The organism is Streptococcus australis ATCC 700641 (assembly GCF_000186465.1).
In the GTDB taxonomy this organism is placed as follows: Bacteria; Bacillota; Bacilli; order Lactobacillales; family Streptococcaceae; genus Streptococcus; species Streptococcus australis.
The window spans coordinates 330,742-356,177 of record NZ_GL636091.1; the positions used below are offsets into that span (position 1 = coordinate 330,742).

At 42.2% G+C, this 25,436-nt stretch carries 28 protein-coding genes; 7 read left to right on the plus strand and 21 right to left on the minus strand.

Features of this window, described 5'->3' with window-relative positions; translation table 11 throughout:
* Positions 1-20 precede the first annotated feature (20 nt).
* From HMPREF9421_RS01715 to HMPREF9421_RS01735, 5 genes are all read right to left on the minus strand, one after another.
* Positions 21-854, minus strand: a complete 834-nt coding sequence (locus tag HMPREF9421_RS01715; protein WP_040803187.1) for a carbohydrate ABC transporter permease — start codon at positions 852-854, stop codon at positions 21-23.
* Positions 854-1,738, minus strand: a complete 885-nt coding sequence (locus tag HMPREF9421_RS01720) for a carbohydrate ABC transporter permease (protein ID WP_006595263.1) — start codon at positions 1,736-1,738, stop codon at positions 854-856. Before HMPREF9421_RS01720 ends, HMPREF9421_RS01715 begins: the two co-directional genes overlap by 1 nt.
* A gap of 53 nt (positions 1,739-1,791) precedes the next feature.
* Positions 1,792-3,141: an ABC transporter substrate-binding protein gene (locus HMPREF9421_RS01725; RefSeq protein WP_006595264.1), complete on the minus strand. Its 1,350-nt coding sequence runs from the start codon at positions 3,139-3,141 to the stop codon at positions 1,792-1,794.
* Positions 3,142-3,254: 113 nt separating this feature from the next.
* Complete coding sequence (locus tag HMPREF9421_RS01730; protein WP_006595265.1) at positions 3,255-3,707, minus strand: NanQ anomerase/TabA/YiaL family protein; 453 nt, start codon at positions 3,705-3,707, stop codon at positions 3,255-3,257.
* A gap of 161 nt (positions 3,708-3,868) precedes the next feature.
* Positions 3,869-4,567 (minus strand): N-acetylmannosamine-6-phosphate 2-epimerase, encoded by a 699-nt coding sequence (locus HMPREF9421_RS01735; RefSeq protein WP_006595266.1) that lies wholly within the window; start codon positions 4,565-4,567, stop codon positions 3,869-3,871.
* A 555-nt stretch (positions 4,568-5,122) separates the two neighbouring features.
* Between HMPREF9421_RS01735 and HMPREF9421_RS10910 the strand changes: the two genes are divergently transcribed.
* From HMPREF9421_RS10910 to HMPREF9421_RS10920, 6 genes are read left to right on the plus strand one after another with little or no spacing between them, the layout of a single operon-like run.
* Positions 5,123-5,293, plus strand: coding sequence for a hypothetical protein (locus HMPREF9421_RS10910; RefSeq protein WP_006597048.1), 171 nt, complete (start codon positions 5,123-5,125; stop codon positions 5,291-5,293).
* The gene (locus HMPREF9421_RS01740; RefSeq protein WP_006595268.1) at positions 5,294-5,467 is read left to right on the plus strand and encodes a Blp family class II bacteriocin; all 174 of its coding nucleotides are present in this window, start codon (positions 5,294-5,296) and stop codon (positions 5,465-5,467) included.
* Between the two features lie 21 nt (positions 5,468-5,488).
* Positions 5,489-5,656, plus strand: coding sequence for a class IIb bacteriocin, lactobin A/cerein 7B family (locus HMPREF9421_RS01745; protein WP_006595269.1), 168 nt, complete (start codon positions 5,489-5,491; stop codon positions 5,654-5,656).
* Between the two features lie 12 nt (positions 5,657-5,668).
* Positions 5,669-5,836: a hypothetical protein gene (locus HMPREF9421_RS10915; protein WP_006595270.1), complete on the plus strand. Its 168-nt coding sequence runs from the start codon at positions 5,669-5,671 to the stop codon at positions 5,834-5,836.
* Between the two features lie 11 nt (positions 5,837-5,847).
* Positions 5,848-6,015 (plus strand): hypothetical protein, encoded by a 168-nt coding sequence (locus tag HMPREF9421_RS01750; RefSeq protein WP_006595271.1) that lies wholly within the window; start codon positions 5,848-5,850, stop codon positions 6,013-6,015.
* A gap of 12 nt (positions 6,016-6,027) precedes the next feature.
* The gene (locus HMPREF9421_RS10920) at positions 6,028-6,189 is read left to right on the plus strand and encodes a hypothetical protein (RefSeq protein ID WP_006595272.1); all 162 of its coding nucleotides are present in this window, start codon (positions 6,028-6,030) and stop codon (positions 6,187-6,189) included.
* A 159-nt stretch (positions 6,190-6,348) separates the two neighbouring features.
* On the opposite strand, the gene HMPREF9421_RS01755 is transcribed toward HMPREF9421_RS10920, so the two are convergent.
* The 15 genes from HMPREF9421_RS01755 to HMPREF9421_RS01830 form a co-directional block, all read right to left on the minus strand.
* The gene (locus HMPREF9421_RS01755) at positions 6,349-6,735 is read right to left on the minus strand and encodes a hypothetical protein (protein WP_006595273.1); all 387 of its coding nucleotides are present in this window, start codon (positions 6,733-6,735) and stop codon (positions 6,349-6,351) included.
* 170 nt (positions 6,736-6,905) lie between these two features.
* Complete coding sequence (locus HMPREF9421_RS01760; protein WP_006595274.1) at positions 6,906-7,955, minus strand: zinc-dependent alcohol dehydrogenase family protein; 1,050 nt, start codon at positions 7,953-7,955, stop codon at positions 6,906-6,908.
* Positions 7,956-8,175: 220 nt separating this feature from the next.
* Complete coding sequence (gene adhE, locus HMPREF9421_RS01765) at positions 8,176-10,827, minus strand: bifunctional acetaldehyde-CoA/alcohol dehydrogenase (RefSeq protein ID WP_006595275.1); 2,652 nt, start codon at positions 10,825-10,827, stop codon at positions 8,176-8,178.
* A gap of 358 nt (positions 10,828-11,185) precedes the next feature.
* Positions 11,186-13,003, minus strand: coding sequence for an acyltransferase family protein (locus HMPREF9421_RS01770; RefSeq protein WP_006595276.1), 1,818 nt, complete (start codon positions 13,001-13,003; stop codon positions 11,186-11,188).
* Complete coding sequence (locus HMPREF9421_RS01775) at positions 12,993-13,406, minus strand: MORN repeat-containing protein (protein ID WP_006595277.1); 414 nt, start codon at positions 13,404-13,406, stop codon at positions 12,993-12,995. Before HMPREF9421_RS01775 ends, HMPREF9421_RS01770 begins: the two co-directional genes overlap by 11 nt.
* A gap of 57 nt (positions 13,407-13,463) precedes the next feature.
* Positions 13,464-13,886, minus strand: coding sequence for a low molecular weight protein-tyrosine-phosphatase (locus tag HMPREF9421_RS01780; protein WP_006595278.1), 423 nt, complete (start codon positions 13,884-13,886; stop codon positions 13,464-13,466).
* Between the two features lie 118 nt (positions 13,887-14,004).
* Positions 14,005-14,571, minus strand: a complete 567-nt coding sequence (locus tag HMPREF9421_RS01785; protein WP_006595279.1) for a nucleotidyltransferase family protein — start codon at positions 14,569-14,571, stop codon at positions 14,005-14,007.
* Between the two features lie 6 nt (positions 14,572-14,577).
* Entirely contained in the window at positions 14,578-15,576 is a 999-nt protein-coding gene (ruvB, locus tag HMPREF9421_RS01790; RefSeq protein ID WP_006597050.1) for a Holliday junction branch migration DNA helicase RuvB, read from the minus strand.
* 542 nt (positions 15,577-16,118) lie between these two features.
* Complete coding sequence (locus tag HMPREF9421_RS01800; RefSeq protein ID WP_006595282.1) at positions 16,119-17,159, minus strand: aldose epimerase family protein; 1,041 nt, start codon at positions 17,157-17,159, stop codon at positions 16,119-16,121.
* A 27-nt stretch (positions 17,160-17,186) separates the two neighbouring features.
* Positions 17,187-18,350, minus strand: a complete 1,164-nt coding sequence (locus HMPREF9421_RS01805; protein ID WP_006595283.1) for an SIS domain-containing protein — start codon at positions 18,348-18,350, stop codon at positions 17,187-17,189.
* Between the two features lie 97 nt (positions 18,351-18,447).
* Entirely contained in the window at positions 18,448-18,852 is a 405-nt protein-coding gene (locus HMPREF9421_RS01810) for a PTS sugar transporter subunit IIA (RefSeq protein WP_006595284.1), read from the minus strand.
* Between the two features lie 11 nt (positions 18,853-18,863).
* Entirely contained in the window at positions 18,864-19,682 is an 819-nt protein-coding gene (locus HMPREF9421_RS01815; protein WP_006595285.1) for a PTS system mannose/fructose/sorbose family transporter subunit IID, read from the minus strand.
* Positions 19,669-20,583: a PTS mannose/fructose/sorbose/N-acetylgalactosamine transporter subunit IIC gene (locus HMPREF9421_RS01820; protein ID WP_006595286.1), complete on the minus strand. Its 915-nt coding sequence runs from the start codon at positions 20,581-20,583 to the stop codon at positions 19,669-19,671. Before HMPREF9421_RS01820 ends, HMPREF9421_RS01815 begins: the two co-directional genes overlap by 14 nt.
* 39 nt (positions 20,584-20,622) lie before the next feature.
* The gene (locus HMPREF9421_RS01825; protein WP_006595287.1) at positions 20,623-21,099 is read right to left on the minus strand and encodes a PTS sugar transporter subunit IIB; all 477 of its coding nucleotides are present in this window, start codon (positions 21,097-21,099) and stop codon (positions 20,623-20,625) included.
* Positions 21,096-22,883, minus strand: a complete 1,788-nt coding sequence (locus HMPREF9421_RS01830) for a glycoside hydrolase family 35 protein (RefSeq protein WP_006595288.1) — start codon at positions 22,881-22,883, stop codon at positions 21,096-21,098. Before HMPREF9421_RS01830 ends, HMPREF9421_RS01825 begins: the two co-directional genes overlap by 4 nt.
* Positions 22,884-23,014: 131 nt before the next feature.
* Here HMPREF9421_RS01830 and HMPREF9421_RS01835 point away from each other — a divergent pair, with 131 nt between their 5' ends.
* On the plus strand, positions 23,015-23,731 hold the full coding sequence (locus tag HMPREF9421_RS01835) for a GntR family transcriptional regulator (RefSeq protein WP_006595289.1): 717 nt from the start codon (positions 23,015-23,017) through the stop codon (positions 23,729-23,731).
* A gap of 397 nt (positions 23,732-24,128) precedes the next feature.
* On the opposite strand, the gene purB is transcribed toward HMPREF9421_RS01835, so the two are convergent.
* Positions 24,129-25,427 (minus strand): adenylosuccinate lyase, encoded by a 1,299-nt coding sequence (gene purB, locus HMPREF9421_RS01840; RefSeq protein WP_006597064.1) that lies wholly within the window; start codon positions 25,425-25,427, stop codon positions 24,129-24,131.
* Positions 25,428-25,436: the final 9 nt, after the last annotated feature.

A 25,436-nucleotide genomic window follows, 5' to 3' on the forward strand; every position in this document is an offset into this window, starting at 1 on the left:
TTCTCCTGTTTCTATTTTTACTATTTTACGGATCCTTCAGAAAGACCACTTGCAATTTTATTTTGGATAACTGAGAAGAAGATGATTGAAGGCAATACCACAATTACAGAAGCTGCCATCATATCTCCCCAATCCAGAATTTCCGAACCGTTTAATGAACGCAAAGCTACTGCAACCGTCATCTTGCTTGTATCGTTGATCAAGATCAGTGCGTAAAGGAATTCATTCCATGCATTGATAAAGGTATAGATAGCTGTGGCAACAATACCTGGTGCAACAATTGGTAACACCACTTTATAGAAGGTAACAAATTTATTTGCTCCATCTATTTTTGCTGCTTCCTCTATTCCAATTGGAACTGTTTGGAAGAAGCCCACTAACAACCACACTGCATAAGGGACACTAAACGAAAGGTAAACAATCATTAAACCAATTAAACTATTGGTTAATCCAACTTTTGCAATGGCAATAGAATAAGGAATTGCCAACAAAATCGGAGGGAAGATATAGGTAATTACCAGCAACCGAGACATGATCGCCCCTAATTTTGGAAAGAAGCGAACGATACCGTAAGCAGCCATTGCAGAAATGATAATAGCTATGACAGTTGTCGTTAATGCGATTAATAAGCTATTTTTTATATTATTTATAAAATGTAGATCATTAATGACATGCGTAAAATAATCGAGAGTAAACTGTTTAGGCCAAAATCTTGTTGGAAACTGGGTTAATTCACCTTTTCCTTTTACAGAAGATAAAAGGATCCAAATTAAAGGAAAAATTGCGATAATAGTTGAAATAACTAAAACAACATGTGACCCAATATCAAGGAGTACATTTGTTCTTCTCTTCATCATTTTCTACCCTCCTTCTCCCATTTACTAATTACTCCAAAGTAAATGAAACATACTGCCAATAAGAAAATAAATAGCAAGACTGTTACCGCTGAGGCACGCCCAAGAAGTTTTGTTCCCCATCCGAGATTATATGCAAATATTGGCAATGTTGTTGTTGCGTTTGAAGGGCCACCACCTGTAATCAGATAGATAATATCAAAGTTATTAAAGATCCATACTGTTCTAAGTACAACAAGTAATCCGACTACTACTTTAATGTGAGGTAAAATAACAAATCTAAAAACTTGCCAACTAGAAGCCCCATCAATCCTAGCCGCTTCAAACTGTTCCTCCGGAACCGTTTGTAAGGCTGATAGAACATTGACCATGATCATAGGAGCACCAAACCAAATATTAATAAATACTAAACAGATAAAGGCCCACGTACTTTCTGTCAAAAATCCAGGAACATGATTCATCAGTCCCAATTTCACAATCAAGTTAGGTAGATAACCATATACCCCGTTTAAAATCCATTGCCAAGAAAAGGCAATAACAATTGTTGGGAATGCCCAAGGAACAATCAACAATGTTCTATATAACTTCTTAAAGCGTCTAACTCTGTGCAATGCAAGTGCTAACACAAAACCAACAAGCACTTGTCCCAAAAGAGAAAAGACTGTCCATTTAAGGGAGTTGAAGAAGGCATTGTAGAAATTAGGATCCGATAAAACTGCTTTATAATTTGCTAATCCTACAAATTTATACCGCGGCATGATCAAATGTTTGTTTGTAAAGCTAAAATAAATGCTGGAGAAAAATGGGTAAACAAATAATAGTCCAACAATGATAATAGCAGGTAACACAAACACCCATCGAGTCAAATTTCTATTTTTGACCATATGCTTTTTCCTCTCTAAAAATAGAGGCTACATTATTGTAGCCTCTGCTATTATTATTTAACATCAACTGCTACAGTTTCGAATAAATCGTTCAATTGTTTTTCTGCATCCTTAGCAGCCTCCATTGGATCTTTACCATTTGTAATAATATCTTGGAACATTTGTTCAATGATATGTTGATTTGTTAACATTCCAGCTTGAACACTTGGACCATTTTCATATCCAATAGCTGTACCTTTTTCTGCTGCTTTTGTAATAACTTCTTCTGCATGTTGGAATTTCTTGCGAATGTCATTATCTTTATAGGCTGGATCATCACTAATTCCTTTGATGGCAGGCAACATTCCAACAGGAGTTGAATCTAAGAAATTAATGTAATCTTCCTTTTCATACAAAGATTCTAAGAATGCCTTCGCTACTTCTGGATGTTTGGAATTCTTCCAAACTACCAATGGAATATTAGAAGTTTCAATACCATAATCTTTATCTGATTCTTTCACCTTTGGAATAGGGTAGGCATCAATTGCATCTATCAATTGAGGGCTATTTGCTTGGATACCACCGACATGGAATCCTGAGTTAAAGTCAAATGCTGTCTTTCCTTGATAGAACAAAGTGGCTTGTTGCAAGACATTAAAGTTAAGTGAATCTTTTGGAGAAAATTCCTTGTACATCTTCACCCAATATTTAATTCCATCTTGAGCCAGTTTACTTGTCAAGTCAGCTTTCATATCTTTTGTCAAAAGACTTCCACCACCACTTCGTACATAGAAATTCAAGAAGCGTGTCCCCATCATATCATTTGTCCCGAAAGGTACAGACACTCCATAAACTCCATTTTCTTTTAATTTTTTGGAAGCCTCATACAATTGATCCCATGTTTTTGGAACTTCAATATTATATTGTTTCAATAAATCGGTGCGAACCCACATTACTTGAGCATGTGAGTACAAAGGAATGGAATAAAAATTGCCATCAACCTTCGCTTCATCTAATGCTGTTTTATTAAATTTGTCTTCTCCAATTGTCTTAACAGTATCATTCAATGGAACCAAAGCATCTGAATTCACCATTTCCATAACTTGGTTTGGCAAAGCTGTACTAATATCTGGAACATTGCCATTTGCTAATCCAGTCGTCCATTTTGTATAGAAGTCATTCCATGAAAATGTCTCAATCTTGATTTTAACTTTTGGATGCTTCTTCATGAACTCATCAGCTGATTTTTGAATACTTTCTAACCGAGGCCCCTGAGTAAATGAGTGCCACATTACAATTTCACCAGATAATTCTCCAGTTTTATTACTTCCTTCTGCATCATTTTTTGAAGATGAACATGCAGTGACAAACAATGCGAATAACGCGAGAACCAAAGCGAAAAGAATTTTCTTACTATTTTTCATTGTTTTCCTCTTTCTGTTTTAAATACAAAATATGTAATCAGCGCTTTGAAGACTTAACTTCTCCGAAAAAACTAACTATATTGCCTATCTCCTCCATTTTCTATTTAAGACATCTAATCAATCGCAATTTTGAATAAATATTTTCTGACTGTTTCTTCCTGACCTGAATAACCATTTGGTTGGTGAGGTTCACCAGGGAAGAAGACTGCAAAATTATGATAGCCCAAATGAAGTGGATAGAATTTCTCACAATGAACAAAGCCAATATCACTTGCTTCATCAAATGGAATAGCTTCATCTAGGATACGGGAACCGTAGCTAGAAAATTCATGTCCTTCAACTAATAAATGAAGGTCGGCATAACGGCGATGATGTTCAAAGCGATCATTTTCATCTTTGTTAAGGGTGTTTTCTTGGACAACGAGAAAGACCTTGTCACCGTCGATATCATATCTCCCTAGCTCAAAAGAATCTTTCCGGTGTTCATAGAGATAATCAATCGCTTGATCCAGATTAGGATGAATCCCTTTGTACAATTTTATGTTTGTTAAATCATCAAATATCATCTATTTCTCCTTTTACACTAGATTTATGTTGCAGAAAGTTAAGCAAATATGACTTCCTTCTTGAAATCTTCATCGTTATCCTTCACTGAAACATTCTCATTAAATGAATTCGACTAGTCTCTATTGGGTCTCCTCCTCCTTCAATCTTCTGTTTTGTTTTCTCAATTTAAGGCTGCGACGAAGCGCTCGGTGATCTCTTTTGGTCGGGTAATAGCGCCACCTACGACGATACCGCGCACCCCGAGATCATGGATTTTCTTGGCCTGATCAGGATAGTGGATCTTACCTTCTGCGATGATATCCACTCCTGCTTGGCAGAGGCTATGGATCAGTTCAAAATCGGGTCCATCGACCTTTGGACTGTAGTCTGTATATCCAGATAAGGTCGTTCCGACAAAGTCTACTCCCGCTTCAACAGCCGTCAATCCTTCTTCCAAGGTCGAGATATCGGCCATCAAGAGCTGATCGGGATATTTTTCTTTGACTCGATGGATAAAGTCACTAATCGAAAGACCATCATGACGGGGACGTTTGGTACAATCCAGAGCAATGACCTCGATATCCAAAGCTGCTAATTCATCGACTTCTTTCATGGTAGCCGTGATAAAGGGTTCTTCAGGTGGGTAGTCACGCTTGATAATTCCAATAATTGGTAACTTGGTCACTTCCTTGATTTCCTTGATATCCCGGACACTGTTGGCTCGGATTCCGACAGCTCCACCCTGCTCAGCCGCTTTAACCAAGAGAGGAATAACTCCTCCTGTTTCTGTATAGAGCGGTTCGTGAGGGAGAGCCTGACAAGAAACAATGACGCCATCTTTGATTTGCTGGATCAGTTCATCTTTTGTAATCTGTGACATAACTCCTTCTCCTTTGATACTATGGCAACTCGAGTACTTGTAAATTAATTATAGCTCTTTTTTAAAGCGCTTACAATGTTATTCTTGCAATTGGTTTATAGTTTCACATTTTAGGGAAAATAAAAAGATCTCTGAAACTAGTTTCAGAGATTCAAACATTCTAAAACTTTTTTAGAAATTTTTTCCATTTCCAGATTTTTATACGAATAGTATAAGTGACCAAACAAAAAGAAAGGAGGACCACAGATGTACTATACTCCCATTATCATCCCATGGTTTTTGTATTACTTCTTCCGTAAATAAATAAGGAAAGGGAATACCGAACATGAAAAAGAATACCAAAGCTTTTGTTCTATTAATCTTGCTTTCATTGATTTTGTTTTAAACAAAAACTTGAAACGTAAGCTAAACACTGCATTGGCTATTTAACCTTATCCTTGCTTCATCAAATCAGCTCGGCTGACATAAAATGAAGAAAGTCAACAAAATATAAGCTAGCTCTATTGAAAAATTACCCTAGCTTTGCTATTCAACAAAAATTAGGAGTATTAAGATATGAGATGGCCTATCCATACGATGATTTTTACAATCATCATCGCATTAACAGTTTTACATGATGCACATTTGATTGCATTTCAACCAAAAATGAATTTAGCCATTGCGGCTACAATCTATCTAGCAGTTGATGCTAGATGGCAACAAACAAAAAAGAAAGAGGAAAACTAAATGACAACAGAATTCACACAAAAATTCACACCCTTAACAGAAGAAGAATTAACACAAGTCGATGGGGGAGCTATCCCATTGGTTGCTTGGATCCTTGCTCATCCCTATCTATCTGGCACTATTGCTGGTGGTGTAACAGCTGTAGGAACTGCCATTTGGGGAGCATTTAAATAATTAATTTGAAGGAGAAAAGCAATGATAGACCAAGTACAATTTAAAGATCTCACGCATGAAGAATTAAGTGATATTAATGGTGGAGGACTCCCTTTTCTGTTAGTTTTCGCTTACGGTTTTTCTTCTGCTTATATCGGGACAACAAAACTGATCGATGCATTTCATAGTAATATGACACGAAAATGGTAAAGGAGGAGACTTATGAGTCTGGTATTTATCACCCTCATCCTTTTGACAGGATACTGCATTCTCGATAAAAAAGCACCCAAGCAGGTAGAAGGGTACTTTCCTAAATTTGCTATTGCCTTCATGGTCACTTTCACCATTCTGAACGAGGCAATTGATTTACTCTACACGATTTTACATTAAGGAGGACATCTATGGATACAAGCATCCATTACACCTGCCTGACTGAGGCAGAACTAGCCACCATTGACGGAGGAGGATCCGTCTTTGATTCAGCCAAGTTTATCGTACAGACCTGGAACATTTTATACAATTCGGGGCGTGATTTCGGTCGTAGCATCGTCAACGGCATCATGCACTAGAAAGGAGCAAGCATGAAACTCGAAGAAACACGTTTTAGAAGCTTGTCCGAGCAGGAACTCAGCCATGTGGACGGTGGATCCGTCTGGATTACTGTCGGACTGATCGCAACTCCCCTACTCATGGGAACCTTCGCTGGCGCCTTTGACGAATACGCTCGCAAACGAGGCAAATAGTAACACTTCTTTATCATCTCACTAAACAGTACAAAAAATCCCAGCTTTTAAAAAAGCTAGGATTTTTTCGTGTGAACGAAGCAAAACCTTTTTCTATTCACCCTCTTTATCATCGAGGAAAGTGATCCCAAATAAATGTCTTCTAGAACTTTCAATTCACTAGGCCGTTTTTTGAATCGGTTTTTCCTTTACGACAAACACAAAGCCAATAGAGCCGACGAATGCCCCAAGCAAGATCCAATAAACTATATCCGTTGAAGTAAACGGACCTTCTAATAGACCAGCCAATAAAAAGAGATCAATATACAGTCTGGTGTCACGATAAAAGTCCCAATTGAAATGGTAGCTACCTACTGGATGCTGGCGATTGGACACCTGCGGTTGAAAGACCTGAAGAAGAATCAAAATCCCTACAAAAGCAAGATAAGCAAGACTAACAACCGAAAGCGGATCCTGTGTCATCATAGCTACAGCCACTAAAAGTAAGACCAAGAGCCAGAAATGGAAGTCCAACCAGAACTCACGATGATAATGGAACATTTTCATAAGATCACACCTTTCTATTTATGTTATATTTCTAATCATATTATAGTACGTTTTATTAGGAGTGGCAAGTAAATAGATGTGACAAGAACAACTACTACATCTGTTAAAAAGGACAGGAACATGAAACTGTTCCTGTCCTTTTTGTTTCAGCATCAAACGATTGAGCCTTCTTAGCTGAGGTCGTTATCAATAATGACTTTCAGAGCATTGTTTTCGCCAGCATGTTTGAAGATTTCGTATGCCTTTTCTGCTTCTGAAAGTTTGAAGTGGTGGGTCACCAACTTCGTCGCATCAATCTTACCAGATTTCAAGACATTAAGAAGCATTTCGGTTGTATTGGCATTAACCAAACCAGTGTTGAGCGTGATGTTCTTGATCCAAAGGTCATCAAGATTGAAGCTAACTGGTTTCCCATGCACTCCGACGTTGGCAATATGACCACCGACAGAGATAATATTTTGGCAGACATCAAAGGTTGCTGGATAGCCCACACATTCCATCGAGATGTCGACACCACGACCATCGGTCACTTCATTGATAAAGGACTTGATTTCATCAATATCACTTGAACAAATGGTATGAGTCGCCCCAAACTTCTTAGAAGCTTCAAGACGAGATTCTGACAAGTCTACCATGATAATAGTAGCTGGAGAGAAGAATTGTACGGTTAAGAGAGCTGCTAAGCCGATTGGCCCTGCACCAACGATACAAACGTTGTCTCCTGGTTTCACGTGAGATGGGAGCACCCCAATTTCATAGGAAGTTGGGAGAATATCTGAGAGCATAACAAGTGCTTCGTCATCAACAGAGGCAGGTGCATGATAGAGACTGCCGTCTGCGTGAGGGATATGGACATACTCTGCTTGGGTACCGTTGATCAAGTGACCAAGGATCCAACCGCCATCTTCACAGTGAGATGGCAAGCCACGTTTACAGTAGTAGCAAGTGTTACAAGCTGTTACGCAAGAGATGATAACCTTGTCTCCTACCTTAAAGTTCGTAACCGCATCGCCGACTTCCTCGACAATCCCAATTCCTTCGTGACCCAGGATGGTCCCTTCTTTACAAGCTGGAACATCTCCTCCCAAAATATGGAGGTCTGTTCCACAAATGGTCGTTTTGACCAAACGAACAATCGCATCAGTCGGTTTCTTGATGACTGGTTTTGGTTGATCAATCAACTGAAGATTTCCTGCGGATACATATGTTGCTGCTTTCATAAGCGACTCCTTTTTTGTTGGTTTTATCAAACCATTTTATTGTAGTTTCACTTTGTGAATATTATAACAAATAAAGTAAGCGCTTGCAACATATTTATTAGATTTTTTTAAAAGATAATTTTCAGATCATAAAAATAAATTTCTATCATTAAAATGAAGAAAAATCCCCCGCTCTTTTGAGCGAGGGATAGCTGATAAACATCAGTTGTTCTCTAGCGTCTTACTTACGACGTCCTGGACGTTCTTTGTAACCATAGTAAGCATCTTCGATGATTTCTTGCATATGGTCTACCATTGGAAGACGTGGGTTAGCTGGTGAGCATTGATCTTCGTAAGCAAGGAAGGCCAATTCTCGAGAATGTTTCTTCCATTCTTTTTCATCAATTCCTTGTGCTTTAAAGTTCATTTGGATTCCTACGCGTTCACCAAGTTCGTAAACAGCTTTTGCATAAGCCTCTACTGCTTCTTCTGGTGTAGAGCATGGAAGCCCTAGCATACGAGCGATGTCTTGATATTTCTCATCTGCACGGTAGTAATTGTACTTAGGCCATGTCGCTGTCTTAGCCGGACGTGTACCGTTGTAACGGATAACGTATGGAAGCAAGATCGCATTGGTCCGTCCGTGAATCGTGTGGAATTGTGCACCAATCTTGTGGGCCATTGAGTGAGAAATACCGAGGAAGGCATTGGCGAAGGCCATACCTGCGATAGTTGACGCATTGTGCATCTTTTCGCGTGAATGGAAGTCCGCGTTCTTCACTGAGCTTTCCAAGTTTTCAAAGACAAGTTTGATGGCTTGAAGAGCAAGACCGTCAGTGTAATCACTTGCCATTTGAGATACATAAGCTTCAGTCGCATGCGTCAATACATCCATACCTGTATCAGCAGCTACAAATCCAGGAACTGTCAATACCAAGGCAGGGTCTACGATGGCAACGGTTGGCGTCAATGAGTAGTCTGCGATTGGGTATTTACGGTTGTTTGCTTTATCAGAGATAACGGCAAATGGTGTTACTTCAGATCCTGTACCAGATGTTGTTGGGATAGCGATAAATTTAGTCTTCTTACCAAGCAATGGGAACTTGAAGGCACGTTTACGGATATCCATGAATTTTTGTACAAGGTCACGGAAGTCCACTTCTGGTTGTTCGTAGAAGAGCCACATTACTTTGGCCGCATCCATTGGAGATCCACCGCCGAGAGCGACGATAGTATCTGGTTTGAAGGCACGCATGATCTCTGTACCACGTTCAACAGTTGTGATATCTGGATCTGGTTCTACGTCTGCAAAGATTTGGTAAACCACCTTGTTGCGACGAAGATCAAGCTGTTCGATGATACGATCAAGGAAACCAAGCTCTACCATAGCGTGGTCTGTAACGATCATGACACGTTCAACGTCACGACATTTTTGTAGGTATTCAATTGAATCACGTTCAAAGTATGTTTTTGAAGGAAGTTTCATCCATTGCATGTTATTTCTCCGGCGTCCGACTTTTTTGATATTCAAGAGGTTGATGGCACTAACGTTATCCCCAACAGAGTTGCGTCCGTAAGAACCACATCCAAGTGTCAATGATGGCAAGAAGGCATTGTAAACATCCCCGATACCACCGAAAGTCGAAGGAGAGTTGCAGATCACACGAATGGCTTTAACTGCTTTACCAAATTCTTTGGTCAATTCTTCGTCTGCTGTATGGATGGCAGCTGAGTGACCAAGACCGTTGAATTCAACCATTTGGCGAGCTTTGTTAATTCCGTCTTCACGGCTTTCAGATTTCAAGACAGCGATGACTGGTGACAATTTTTCACGAGTCAACGGTTCTTTTTCGCCAACTTCTTTACATTCTGCCGCAAGGATATTGGTTCCTTCTGGTACAGAGAAGCCAGCTTGTTCAGCGATCCATGCTGCTGGCTTCCCAACGATGTCCGCATTCAATTTCGCACCCGCACAGTTTTTGCTGTTAGCTTTTACGCCGAAGCAGAACTCTTCAAGAAGGGCTTTTTCTTTTTTGTTAACAAAGTAAGTATGGTAAGATTTGAATTCTTCAACAAACTCATCGTAGATTTCTTTATCGATGATAACCGCTTGTTCAGATGCACAGACCATACCATTGTCAAATGATTTAGACATAACGATATCGTGTGCTGCTTGGCGGATGTTAGCTGATTTTTCAACATAGGCAGGAACGTTTCCGGCACCTACCCCAAGAGCTGGCTTCCCACATGAGTATGCCGCTTTCACCATTGCGTTACCACCTGTTGCAAGGATAGTCGCAATCCCTTCGTGGTTCATAAGGGCACTGGTTGCTTCCATAGATGGTTGCGTGATCCATTGCACACAGTTTTCAGGAGCTCCTGCTTTAATCGCTGCATCGCGAACGATTTGTGCCGCATGAGCAGATGATTCTTGCGCTGATGGGTGGAAAGCAAAGACGATAGGGTTCCGTGTCTTCAAGGAGATCAATGCTTTAAAGATTGCTGTTGAAGTTGGGTTGGTTGTAGGGGTAATCCCGCAGACTACTCCGACTGGCTCAGCAATCAAGGTCAAACCAGTGACATCATCTTCTTGAATGACACCAACTGTCTTGGTGTGACGCATGTTGTTTACAACGTGCTCACAAGCGAACAAGTTCTTAGTCGCCTTGTCTTCAAAGACTCCACGACCAGTTTCTTCATAGGCATGAAGAGCGAGCTCACCATGAGCGTCAAGAGCAGCTACAGATGCTTTCGCCACAATGTAGTCTACTTGCTCCTGATCCAATTTGCGCATTTCTTCAAGCGCTACGAGCGCTTTTTGCACCAACTCGTCTACATGTTTTTCAGCAGCGAGTTTCTTTTCTTCAGGTGAGAGAGTTTTTTTATCAGCCATTTGATGCTTTCCTCCAATGTTTGAAACCCTTATCCTTTTCCGGAACTTTTTCCTATTTTCAGAAACTTTCAAGAATAGTGTAAGAAATTTCGATTTGTTAATTTTTTCACAATATTATTGTACTCTATTTTAGAAAATTTGTAAATAGTTTCACAAAGATTTTTTTAACTTTTTATCATGAATCCTCCTTCTCCTTCTATACAGGAGTATTTTCAAGAAAAAATTGAAGAATTTTTTTGAGAAAGCACTTCAATTTCACAAACAAATATTTTCACGCATTTTTTGTAAGCGTTTTCTTGATTTTACTAAAAAAAGCAATTTTCTTCAAGTGAAAATTGCTTAAGTCGTTTAGTAATTTTTACGGCTTAACTGGCCCCCGATTTGCTTGATCAACTGCTTCTTTTACGACGTTAGCATATAGATTTCCCCCAACATCGATGGAGCCATCTGATTCTAAACCAAAGTGGACACTATCCGTTCCAGCCCAGATAGCTGGATTTTCGACAGCAACTTGATGCCAGTCCGCTACATAGACATAATCGTATTTTTTAGCTAACTCTAGCTCATACTTTCGAGTCTGAACGGTGACGCTCTTGCTATCATTTGCTTCACGTCCATCATATGGGGTCACAAAGATTAAGCGATGTCCTTTTGGTAGTTCTTGAACAAACTTATCCAACAATTCTTGATAATTATTAGAAGAGTTAGTTCCAAGTGCGATCACCACGTTCTTGAGCAAGACTCTATTGGCAATATCCGTTTCATATACCTTTAAGCCTGAGTCCAGATTGCGACTCACCAAAGCATCTAGTTGGATATCTGGCAGAACTTGTTTCAGATAATCTGATGCCCGGAGGTTTACAGAATCTCCGATCATGGTCACGCCATCTGATACATTGTAGGAAGTCGCTGAAGCATTGTCAACTTGGGCACGCGTGATCTGCATCTTGCTGTCGGATTGACGAAGCCCTTCGGTAATCAGGTTTTCATCAAAGGCTCCGACGCGTGGCGCAAAGAGTGCAATCCCAAACATGAGCAAGGTCAAGGGAATCGCGCTGTAAAAGAGTGGCTTCGTGAAGCTTCTGAGATCCATCGAGATCCCAAAAATCTTCGGTTCACGTCCAGCCAAGGTTGGTTCAATAATATAGAAACTCAAGGCAGCAAGACTAAAGGATACAAGCGCTGTTAATAGAGAAGCCCATCCATTGGTCATTAATTGAGAAAAGATGATGTAAAATGGCCAGTGGAAGAGATAGACCCCATAACTTGTATCTGCAATAAAGGTAATCACTGCTGGTTCTTTCTGATCTGGTGTCTTTTCATGAAGGACACGCGTCATCACAATCATCACAGATGCAGCAAGAGTTGCTACTAAAAAGCCAAATAAATAGGTCCAAACACTATCAAAGGGAAGGATAAAGGTCAAGACCAATAAAACTAGAAAAGCACCCGCTAAAATCGCTAACGTCTTCTGTAGAGATAGCTTCTTCACTAATTGAGTAAGATTTGGGCTGGTCGTTGTAATCCCTGTCACTGTCGCTAAAGCACTCCCCACAAAGAAAGGAAAGACGTGAGCGATACTAGAAAAGTAGACATTGGACAAATTCTTGGTGACCAGCGCTCCGACAAAGAAGGTCAGGAAGGTCACCAAAAAGATACCTGTCGAAGATAGGAAGATATAGCCTCTATATTGGCCAACTGATTTAGCTTTTTTACCCAAAAACCAAGCCAAGAGCGCCCAGAGGACGTAGTAATGAACTTCAAGAGCCAAACTCCAAGTATGAATGAAAAGACGAGGGATGAACTGACTTTCGTAACTTCCGCCACTTAACATCTCATAGAAGTTGGTCACAAAGCCAAAAACGGCTGCAATCTGCGTCCCAATCCCAGCAATAAAGTCTCGTCTGACCAAGAAGGTAAAAGGCATGACCAGCAAGACCATAAAGACTAAAGGAGGGACAATCCGGTAGAAGCGTCGTCTAAGGAAGCCCTTGAGATCAATCTTTTGATGACGGGCAAACTCATCGATCAGCAGAGCCGTGATCAAAAATCCTGAGAAAGTAAAGAAGATATCGACTCCAATAAATCCACCAGGAAAAACTTTTTGAAAGAAATGGTAGAGAAGAACGAGAAGAAGTCCCGTTATCCGTACCAATGAAAACCATTTAATTCGCATTTTGATAAATTCCTTGTTTAAACGTTCCCTTATAAACGACATTTTGTTCTGTCGTCAAGGTTCCCTGGCCTTCTGGTTGGCCATTGACAAATTCACCTTCATATTTCCAGCCAGCCTTGGCTGTAAAGGTTCCATAACCACTAAAGGTCCCATTGACAAAATTGCCCTTGTAGGTGTCCCCATTCTCAAAAGTCACCGTCCCTTGGCCATTCATCTTGCCTCGGACGACACTTCCGTCATAGCGAATAGCTCCCTTATCGAGGGTCAATACACCTCCGAAAGGAATGGAGGAAAGAAATACCCACAAAGCAGACAGAACAATAATCCCCAAGGACAATCGTTCAATATTCTCTCTCGTAACATAGACCTTATAGGTCTCAAATAATTCTTTTATTTTTTCCATACTCTGTTCATTCTTTTTATCTTCAGCCGGTTACTCATTTCAGGAGCCAGTCCGAAACTAATCTTCTAATCGATCCAACCACTCTTGACAACCAGCTAGAACACGGCGATAGGTCTCTTCGAAATCTCCTGTGTACCATGGATCTGGAACACTTTCTCCTGCAAAGAGATGAATCTTGTGCTCTGTTCCAGGAGGTGCCATTCGTTTGAGGTCAGCTACATTGTTCTCATCCATTCCTAAGATCAGATCAAAGGTACGAAAATCTTGGTCACTGATTTGAAGGGATGTTTTAGATGCATCATAGGGCACGCCATGACTGCGAAAAATCTTTTGAGTCCCTTGGTGAATAGGGTTCCCGTGCTCCCAGTTAGATGTAGCACGACTTTCAATCTCATACTGGTTGGTCAAATCCTTCATGACAAACTCCGCCATGGGGCTCCGACAAATATTTCCTAAACACACAAATACGATTTTTTTCATGACAGCACCTCCTTTCTATTATAACAGAATGTAAGAAAAATATAATCTGCTAAAATTATATTTTTGAGGCAAGACGAAAAAAGCCAGTCCATCGTTGAGGTGGGCTGACTTTCTTTTTTTATTCAGGCAGGATGATCTGAAGGGATAGCCATTTTCGTTTCCAATCTTTCTTCCGCATACGCTCTGTATAAACCGCCAAACGCTCGGGACTGGCTAAAAAATGTGGAGTCGGCTGAACGATGAAATCTTCGATATCCCTTGTCCCATAGGGGAGAAAGAGCTCTAGCTGACCATCTTTCCTTAGGCGAACTGCAATTGCTGTACACTGCTCGGGGTATTTAGAAACCGCGTCACAAGCACTGCGATAAGGAGCCGTCCCCGGACTATGCTGGTGCATATAGACTTGATTCTTCACTTCCCAAGCGTACTGAGGATAGGTCTTTTTTAACTCCTGCTCGATCTGCAGAGTCTCCTCATAGCTCATCGTAGGGTCATAAAAGACCAGATCCAGATCTGTCGACGCGTCAAATCCTGATCTGCCAGAGAGCTGGTTCCAGACGAAATTGCGCACCGCACCAGCTGCAAGCCAAGCGTCTGCCAGGTTGAGATCCCGAATAATGGCCAAGACAGTCATCATCTCTTGATCCGCTTGGATTTGCTCTACTATCGCTTTTTCCGTTAGCATCTTCTTCTAGTCTCCATTGTAGGAATAACCCAGGTGTTCATAAGCCTTGCGGGTCGCCACGCGCCCTGTCCGGGTCCGCATGATAAAGCCTTTCTGAATCAAGTAAGGCTCATACATATCTTCTACGGTCTCTCGCTCTTCGGCAATATTGACCGATAGAGTCCCAAGGCCAACCGGGCCGCCACCGTACATCTCAATCATGGTCCTCAGGATCTTTTGATCGACATAGTCCAGTCCTTCATGGTCCACATCTAGCATAGAGAGGGCCTTGTCGGTAATGGTATCGTCAATCAAGCCATCGCCCATAATCTGGGCAAAATCACGCACCCGCTTCAGCAAACGGTTGGCAATCCGAGGAGTCCCCCGACTACGAAGAGAAAGCTCCTCGGCAGCCTCGTGGGTAATCTCCATCTCAAAAATCTCGGCGGTCCGCTCGACAATCTCTGTCAGATCATCTTGCTCGTAGTATTCCATATGACCGGTAATTCCAAAGCGAGCGCGCAAGGGATTGGACAGCATCCCAGCTCGAGTCGTCGCACCAATCAAGGTAAAGGGAGGAAGATCCAGATGGACACTCCGGCTGGTCTCGCCAGCACCAATCATGATGTCGATGTAAAAATCTTCCATGGCGCTGTATAGTACTTCTTCGACTGACATAGGAAGACGGTGGATCTCATCGATAAAAAGGACATCGCCTGGCTCTAGATCATTGAGGATAGCTACCAAATCACCAGCCTTTTCAATGACAGGACCGGAAGTCTGCTTTAGATTGACGCCCAGTTCATTGGCAATGACAAAAGCCATCGTAGTCTTCCCTAGTCCCGGAGGGCCAAAAAGAAGGACATGATCCAGCGCCTCATCCCGAAGCTTGGCTGCCTCGATAAAGATTTTTAGCTGGTCTTTAACCTTATCTTGACCAATATATTCATGTAAATATTGCGGGCGTAGCGTCCGTTCAACGGCCTCTTCATCGCCCATGATTTCATTGTCTAAAATTCTACTCATACAGTCTATTATAGCAAAAAATGATGCCTCTGATGATTTAAAATCATATTCTATTTGATCTATCACATATTATTGATTGTCGGGTGTTGGGAATCGATTCCCCTCTTAAACTACCTTGTTTCTTTTTAAGGAACGTACCTAAACTCGCTAACACTCGTAAAGAATAAGAACGTAGTTTTCGCTCCGCTCAAACTGCGTCAACGTACCTAAACTCGCTAACATTTGCTAAGAAATAAGGATCGTAGTTCTCACTAGCGTTCGAACTGCGTCAATGTACCTAAGCTCGTCTACGTCCCTATTTGACTTGACTCACTAAGGTACATAGAAAAAAAGCCACCGGTTTTGGTGGCTCTTATAGGGAGATTATTATGAAAAAGTTTTAGGAGTTTTATCATTCAAAGTTAGGAGGTCTTTGATGATGGTATTAGTATACGACGGGAAGCTTAAAGTTTCCTTATAGTCATTTTTAAAATTTTTTTCAAAAAAAGAGGAGGTTCCAAGCAAGGTTTTCACATCCTTGTTTGGCCACTCCCCTGTCCTCATTATTTCTTAGCGATGGCATGGTAGCTAGTCTTGCTGGTGAAGACTTGACCCGCTCTCAAGATGACCTTTTCAGCTTGGTCGCTATGAATGGCATCTGGTACGGTTTGGAATTCCAAGGCTAGACCATTGTGCTGAACCATTGGTTTTCCTTCCAGATAAACCGTTTCATCCACAAAGTTAGCAGAATACACCACCAAGGCGGGAGCTTCTGACTTGAAGGTCAAAAAGCGTCCAGACGGCTGATGATAGAAGAAGCCTGCATTCTCATGCCCTTCTGGAAGAGCAAATGGATGGTCCAAGCCTTCTACCAGGCGGATTTGCGGATCAGAATCCTTAAAGAGATCCTCTAAGAGCATAGCTTGGTAGAGATGCTGAACGATCGGACTTTCTTTGTCCACAGTGTGAAGAGGGACACCGTCGGGATGGATAGGGTAAAGCCCTTGATGGTTGATCTGAAAGACATGGTCATTAATCGGCTGAGTGAAGTTTCCTGATAGGTTGAAATAGCTGTGGTTGGTCGGATTAACTAGAGTATCTTGGTCCGTTTCTACTCGATAGCTGATTTCCAACTCCCCTGCTTCCGTCAAGCCATAGGTCACCCAGATCTTGAGATTTCCAGGGAAACCACCGATACCATCCGCCCGCTCTGTGTACAGGGTGATTTCTTGGTCTGTCACGGATTCCACGCTAAACAAGGCGCTGTCCCAGCCAGTCGGTCCACTGTGGTTGCAGTTGGCACCATTATTGGCTTCTAAGTGATAGGTTTGACCATTGATCTCAAAACTTGCCTCCGCAATCCGGCCCGCGACTGGGCCAATGCTAGCTCCATACTTGGGGCTATTGCCGACATAGGCATCAAAATTGTCAAAGCCCAATACAATATTAGCGAATTGATCATGCTTGTCTGGTGTCACATACTCTAAGATCGTCGCCCCATAGGTCATGACAGACAATTGATAACCTAGGTCATTTTCGAAGCGATAAGCTTCTACGTCTTGGCCGTCCAGTTGACCAAATAGATATTTTTGATAGTGTTTCACAAGTTGTCTCCTCCAAGATCACTCATTCTAGTGAAAAGGGTGAATCACCACTCCTTGTACAACCCGATTGACGGTACCAGTTGGTGATGGCGTGTCTGGACGATTTTGAACCTTGAGCGAAGTCAAGAGAGAAATCAATTGACCGTAGATAATGTAAGGGAAGGCACGGTAGATATCTAGTGAATCGGCTGAAGATGCTACCAAAACTTCTCGTACATGCTCAATCCCAGCAGCTTGGTCCGTCAAGAGGACGACCTGACGGGCAATCTGATCTCCGGCTACTTCTCCAACCAAATCTAGATCATACTGACGCGTATAAGGATCAATGGAGCCAAATACCAGGACCAGAGTCTGATCATTGATGAGCGATTTCGGACCGTGACGGAAGCCGACAGGACTCTCGTACATGGTCGCGATTTTACCTGCAGTTAATTCCAAAATCTTGAGCTGAGCTTCATGAGCTAACCCAAAGAAAGGTCCTGCCCCCAGATAGATGACGCGTTCGAAGTCTAAGTCTACAACTTCCTTAACCTCGCGATCTTTTTCCAAGACCTGTTCTGACAGGTGAATCAGTTCTTCTACTCGTTTTGCCTTGATTGCTTCCTCACTTGGATCAAAGACCAAGAGGGCTGTCAAGAGCATAGAGGTAAAGCTGGAGGTCATGGCAAAGCCGGCGTCGTTGGTTTCTTTCGGCTGTAAGAGCAAGAGATTGCGCTCATCTCCGTGAGCCTGCTGAGCCAGCTTCCCTTCTTCCGCACAGGTAATGGTGATTTGATAGAGTTCATTGACCAAGTCTTGGGCCAGCTGCACGGTTGCGACACTTTCTGGGGAGTTGCCACTTCGTGCAAAGGAAACCAAGACAGTTGGTACTTCTTTTTTGAGATAGGTTTGTGGATGCGCCACGATATCTGTCGTCGCAATGGATTGGAAATTCCAGTGACGTTCATCGTGCACTTCCTGCAAATACGGAACCAAAGTATCCCCCACATAGGCTGAGGTCCCTGCCCCTGTCAAGATGACCTTGATGTAGCCATGACGCTTCCCAATAGCCTCCAAAAACTCTTGGATTTCTTTTGCTTTCTCTTGATAGAGACGATAGGTCTCTTTCCAAACTTCCGGTTGCTGGTAAATTTCGCGTGTCGTAATTTCAGCCCCCAGTTCCAGCAGTTCTTCTTTTGTATAATCTAGCATGCTTCTCCTCTTTTCTACCCGCCTTATAAGCGGTAAGAGGCCGAGACAATTGTCCCAGCCCCATTCCGAATGTTCAAGCGGTTTTCGCTATCGTATTTTACTCATCCTCGTCGTCATCAAAGTTGGATAAGAGATCATTAACCTTCACGATGCTTTCTTGTGCACGCGCTGGATAAGCTTCTTCTCCTCCGACCAGGCTGTTATTAATAAATTCAATTACCATTGGCAAGTTCATCCCTGCATAGAGGTCAATGGCGCGCCCTTCAAGAATCAGACGGCTAACCGTATTACAAGGAGTGCCTCCCAAAAGATCCGCAAAGACGATGTAGTCCTCAAAGTCTGCAACACAGGCTTCAAACTTGGCTGTAAACTCCTCAGGACCTTCCTCTGGCAAGAGGGCCACGGCATGAATGTTGTCTTGTGGTCCCATAATCATTTCTGTGCTGGCCTTGAGCTCTTCACAGAAGCGACCATGACTGACCAATACTAGGTGTTTTGCCATACCTTACTCCATTATGCCATTCCAAAGAAGAAGTGGCCAAATGCTGAGAATGCGATTGCTGCAAGGATGATGAGCAAGATAGCTTTTGTAGAGTTCATACCCTTTCGTCCAAGCAACCAGTAGATTACACCTGTGATGATAGCTGGTACCAAACGTGGGAAGATAAGGTTGAGCATATCTTGAATTTCAATCGCTTTGTCCCCAATGTGTGGAGTCCAAGAAACTTCAACACCAATCATGCTGGCAATCAAGGCACCAACCATGAAGATACCCAGAACGGCAGCTGCATCGATCAAAGCTGTCAAGGTACTTTGCATGTTGTTGATGAGGTTAACCCCTTCTTTATAGGCAAATTCCAATTGTTTCCAACGGAAAATGTCATAAGCAACTGCCACAGCGATCCACAATAAGATACCGGCTGGGTTTCCTGCAACAGCCAAAGTTGCTGCAATTGAACCCATAATAGCTGGTACCAATGATCCAAAGATTGAGTCTCCAAGAGGGGCAAATGGTCCCATGAGACCTGTCTTGATCCCGTTAACCGCATCTTTCGATTTCACACCATCTTTTTCTTCCAAGGCCAAATCAAAACCAGTGATAATAGTGTGGAAGAATGGTGAAGTATTGAAGAATTGCGTATGCAATTTCATCATTTCTTTCAATTCTGGAGTGCCATCACCATACATTTTACGCAACTGAGGTAAAAGCATATAAAGGTAACCAGAAGCCTGCATCCGCTCATAGTTCCAACCCAATTGGAAGGTGAAGAGGCTACGTTTGTTGATTTGTTTAAAATCTTCTTTTGTTAGTTTGTAATTAGAATTCGTCATCTTCAATTTCCCCGCTTTCTGATTCAGTTACTGGAGCAGCTACAACTGTACGTTGGCTGTTTTTGAAGTGTTGTACTGCAAGGAAGATACCGATAATGGCAATACCAATCATAGATACAGATTTGAAGTTGTTTGTGAAGGCAACCATTTGTTCTTTTGGAAGTTTTGCAAAAGCATCTGTTCCAAGCATTGCTGAAACGGCGTTACCAACACTTTGAACATTGCTATAAAGCACTGTCAACATTGCTGTTAAGCCAAAGCCAAGTGCTAAGTAGTGAAGGTTACGACGAACAGGAAGGTAGCGAAGCAAGATCGCAAATCCAAGACCTGGAAGCATTTGACCCGCAAGTTTCAGACCGTTTGCCAACCATTGTACATTAGCAAGACCTGTAACAACAGTTTCTACGAAAGCTCCACCAAAAGCAAGAGCGAAGAAAACTGGGAGAGCTCGAGAAAGAGCCCAAGGAATCGCTCCAAGAAGGTAGTTGCGTTCGATACCTTTGTAGTCAAAGCGGTCGATTGCAGCATCTACACGGTGAGCGAAGTAAGTTGTAGTCATACGACCAAGAATATCAAAGTAGGTCAACAAAGTTGCTACCGGCACAGCGATTGTAGCAATAGCAAGCTCTGCATCAATCCCTTGTGCTACTGAGAAGGCAGTCGCAAGAACGGCACCAGAAGTCGCGTCAATACGAGAAGCTCCACCAAAAGTACCAACACCGAGTACTGTCAATTGAAGAGAAGCTCCGATAAAGAGACCTGTCTTTAAATCTCCCATGACAAGTCCAGTAATGAAACCAGCAAAGACTGGTGATCCTGCTGATGAAACAATCGTCAACTCATCACAGATTTGATAAGCTGAGTACAAAGTAAGTAGTAAAATTTGCCACCATTGTATCATGACAATTTCCTCCTAAAATTTTTCTTTTTTATTTATAAACTATTTGAGCAACTTCAAGAAGTCTTCAACTGGATCATTTGGAACCATTTGAGCAGTTAACTTAACTCCTTTTTCAGCTAGCTTGTGGAAAGCTTCCACATCGGCATCCACTACGTTGATCGAACGAGTAACAGGACGAGTCTCGTCTGATTGAGACATGTTCCCTACGTTTAAGGTTTCAAGTGGTACCCCTGCTTCTACCAAACCGAGGAAGCGGTCTGGTTTGCGAGCTACGATGAAGAGACGTTGACTGTCATATTTTCCAGCCAAGATATTTTCTGCAGCCTTTGCTACTGGCAAAATACTGAGCTTGACACCAGGTGGTGTCGCTAGTTTCAAGCCACTTTTTTCGATATCATTTTGAGCGACTTCATCATCGATCACCATGATACGTGAAATATTTAGTTTGGTAGTCCAAAGGTTGGCTACCTGCCCGTGGATCAAACGTCCATCGATACGGCATCCTACAATAGTCATAAGTTTTCCCCCTTTACTTCTTTGAATGTAGGTTGTGAAACAAGTTCTAAGGTCTCCTTCCAAGTGCCCTCTGTCTCAAAGACGAGGATCTCATTTTCCCCATCTTTGAGAAAACCATGAGGGATGTAGAGGGAGAGTGTTGGACCGACTTCCCAGAAACGACCGATATGGTGGCCATTTACAAGAACGATCCCTTTTCCAAATCCAGTCATATCAAGGAAGGTATCCTCAACCTGATCTAGATGAAAAGCAAATTGATAAAAAGCTGGTTGACCTTCTTGCCATTCTTTCGAAAAATCCAAGCGATCCAGCTGGCTAAAATCAAGCGCATATTGTTTCCAATGAAGCTTGAAATGAAGATCGATACAAACTCCTGTTCGGATTCCTTTTCGTTGGGTGTCCGCTAAGAGTTTGTGCCCATAATTGACTCTTCCCATGTTTTCGATCAAGAATTTTAGGTTTGTAATCGTTTTCTTTTCTCCGTTTAAAAAAAGATCTTGACCGATTTCTTCTTGGTATTGAGTGGCAATCAACTGATCATTGGCATAAACCTGCACCCGATCACGCGCATCGATGATACGCAAGCGCTCTTCTTCCGCATCCATTTCCACTTCTGTCTCATAGAGCAGATAGCCTAATGGGTGGTCGATTTCTTCCATGGTCTGTGGGTAAAGACTTTCTGTGACTTGAGCAATCTCGTTTAAATTGCCGAACAAACTAGTCTTTTGGGTCAACTCCAATGTTCGTTCAGATAAACTCGACTTCACAAGTGGTTCTGACTGTGGATACTCTGGATAGTAGGTCTTCATCATCTTTTTGACTGCATCGTACTTAGGAGTCGGGTTGCCCTGCTCATCTAAGAGAGCGTCATAGTCGTAGGATGTCACCTGCGGTAGATCGACGGTCCCTCGTGCTGAGCAACCGTTCATAAATCCGAAGTTGGTCCCACCATGAAACATGTAGAGATTGATAGATCCTTCTTGTAAGACCTCATGGACTGCTTCTGCCAACTCTTCTGGATCTCGCTTGATGATGGGTTCTTTCCAACGATTGAACCAGCCATCCCAAAATTCCATACACATGAGTGGCCACTTTCTGTCATGCTCTGCAAAGAACTCTTTCATCTGAGAGAAATTGTAATTTGCTCGCGAACCAAAATTACCGGTTACAAAGAGTCCATCCTCAATCAAAGTCCCTGCTCGAAGAGTCGCCCTCCAAGGTCCATCAGAAGTAAAGAGTGGACAGGTAATGTCCCGCTCGATCATTAGATCTCTGATCGCCCGAAGATAGGCTTTGTCTTCCCCGTAAGAGCCGTATTCATTTTCTACCTGCATCATGAGGATATTGCCCCCACGATCCAATTGGTACTTGGCCACACGTGGCAGGAGTTCATCGTAATAGCGAGCCACTTCCTCGAGAAAGGCCGGATCCGATGAGCGAATCCGAAGGTCTTTTTCAATTAACCAGGCTGGCAAGCCCCCAAATTCCCACTCCGAACAAATAAACGGTGATGGGCGGAGGATTACATACAGATCTAACTCTTGAGCCACTTGGATAAAGTGCTCCAGGTCCAAATTCCCTTCAAAGTGAAAGTGGCCTCTTTGTGGCTCATGAGCATTCCATGGAACATAGGTTTCAACAGTATTAAAACCTAGAGCTTTTAGGTTATATAAGGAATGATACCAATCCTCACGATCGATCCGAAAATAATGAATTGCACCAGATAAAATCTTAAAAGGTTGATCATTTAAATAAAAATCTTCACGGATTTCAAATGCCCCCATACTGAGAACCTCCTTCTAAGAAACCCTTTTCATTTATTAATATAATATATTAACGAAAAAATGTCAACCACTTTCAAAAAAATATGTTAAAATAATATTAACAAGAGATATCGAAAAAAGAGGTGAAGTACATGGCAATCCCAAAATACCAACACATCAAAGATGATTTGAAGCAACAAATTATCTCAGGCAAATTCGAAAATGGAGATAAATTTTACACAGAAGCCGAGTTGATTAAGATTTATAATGTTAGCTCGATTACTGTTGTTCGTGCTTTGAACGATTTGGCTAGCGATGGATACATCGTCCGCCAACAAGGAAAAGGAACCTTTGTTTCGCGCGCTAGAAAACACAAACTGGTTGAGTTTTCAGACGTCGAAACCTTCCCTATCCAAAAAGCGACCGTAAAAGTTCTCTCTATCAAGCGTGGCAACGCACTGAACATCTTGGATAAACTAGGACTTGCTCCAACTCAATTCTATTACAAGATTGATCGGACCCGTCATATTGGTGAAGATACTTATATCTACCACCAGACTTATGTCCCAGAGCAATATATTAACCCAAATTATCCGAGCTTAGATTACTATAGTTCGATTTATGATCGCTTTAAAGAAGATTATCATATCCATATGAATGATGAACACTTTGAAGAAATCAATGATATTGTATTTCCAACACCAAGCAAAATCGCTTCTGTGTTGAATATCGATGAAAACTTCCCAACTGTCCGTCAAGTGAAGACGACAAAATTGGAAGCGACCGGTCAAATTCTCGAATATAGCGAAACCTATAAACGCGGCGACTACTATAAAATCAAATTTATCTCTTGTGATCGTGATCATTGATCATTCAAAGTCTGGGGTCTGGCCTCAGACTTTTATGATACAAATTATAGCATGAAATAATAGTTCCTAAAACATGTAAAACAAATAATCTATAATTAGTGATAGACTTCCTATAAATAGTTTAATCAGTCAAAATTTATTATGATAAATTCAGGGCCTAGAGCACCTGATATCGGCAAAGAAAAGAGAGTGGGACAGAAATCGGTAATTCGTTAGAATTCGATTTCGTCGTCCCACCTCCGCACAGTTGAGTAGGGCTGTAAAAGCTGATGAAATCAGCGTAGTAGAGCCCACTCAACCACTGCGTCTTGCTCGATAATCCAAAGACGAAAAGAGGCTAGGACTTTTGTCCCAGCCTCTTTTCGTCTATTTTTCAAATTCCCGTTTTTAGTTGCGATTAGTCACCCAAACCGATGCGTTCGAAGATCTCATCCACACGTTTAGTATAGTAAGTTGGGTTAAAGATTTCGTCAATTTCTTCTTGAGTGAGGCGTGATGTCACCTCTGGATCGGCTTCAAGAAGTGGTTTGAAGTCAACTTGGTTATCCCATGATTGAGCTGTCTTAGGTTGTACCAAGTCGTAAGCTTGCTCACGGGTCATACCTTTTTCAATCAAGGTAAGCATAGCACGTTGGCTGAAAATCAAACCAAATGTAGAGTTCATGTTGCGGATCATGTTTTCTGGGAAGACTGTCAAGTTCTTAACGATGTTTCCGAAACGGTTGAGCATGTAGTTGATCAAAATGGTCGTATCTGGAGTGATAATCCGCTCAGCTGACGAGTGAGAGATGTCACGTTCGTGCCAGAGAGCGACATTTTCATAGGCTGTTATCATGTGACCACGGATAACACGCGCAAGACCTGTCATGTTTTCTGAACCGATAGGGTTGCGTTTGTGAGGCATTGCTGAGGAGCCTTTTTGCCCCTTGGCGAAGAACTCTTCCACTTCGCGTTGTTCAGATTTTTGCAAACCACGAATCTCAGTCGCCATGCGTTCGATTGAAGTTGCGACGCTGGCAAGAACTGCAAAGTACTCAGCGTGAAGGTCACGAGGAAGCACCTGTGTAGAGATTTCTTGGGCACGGATACCCAACTTGTCGCAGACGTATTGCTCTACAAACGGTGGGATATTGGCAAAGTTACCCACCGCACCAGAAATCTTACCAGCTTCCACACCAGCAGCTGCATGCTCGAAACGCTCGATGTTGCGCTTCATTTCACTGTACCAAGTCGCCAATTTAAGACCAAAAGTTGTAGGTTCAGCATGCACCCCGTGGGTACGACCCATCATGATGGTGAACTTGTGCTCCTTAGCCTTGTCAGCGATGATGTTAGTGAAGTTTTCAAGGTCACGACGAATGATGTCGTTGGCCTGCTTGTAGAGGTAACCGTAGGCAGTATCGACTACGTCGGTAGAAGTCAAACCATAGTGAACCCACTTGCGCTCTTCACCAAGAGTCTCAGAAACCGCACGTGTGAAGGCAACCACATCGTGACGAGTCTCTTGCTCAATCTCCAAAATACGGTCGATGTCAAAGTCCGCTTTTTCGCGAATCAAGGCCACATCTTCCTTAGGGATTTCTCCCAACTCAGCCCATGCCTCGTCAGCCAAGATTTCCACCTCAAGCCAAGCACGGTATTTATTTTCTTCACTCCAAATATTCGCCATTTCGGGGCGACTATATCTTTCAATCATGTTTAATTT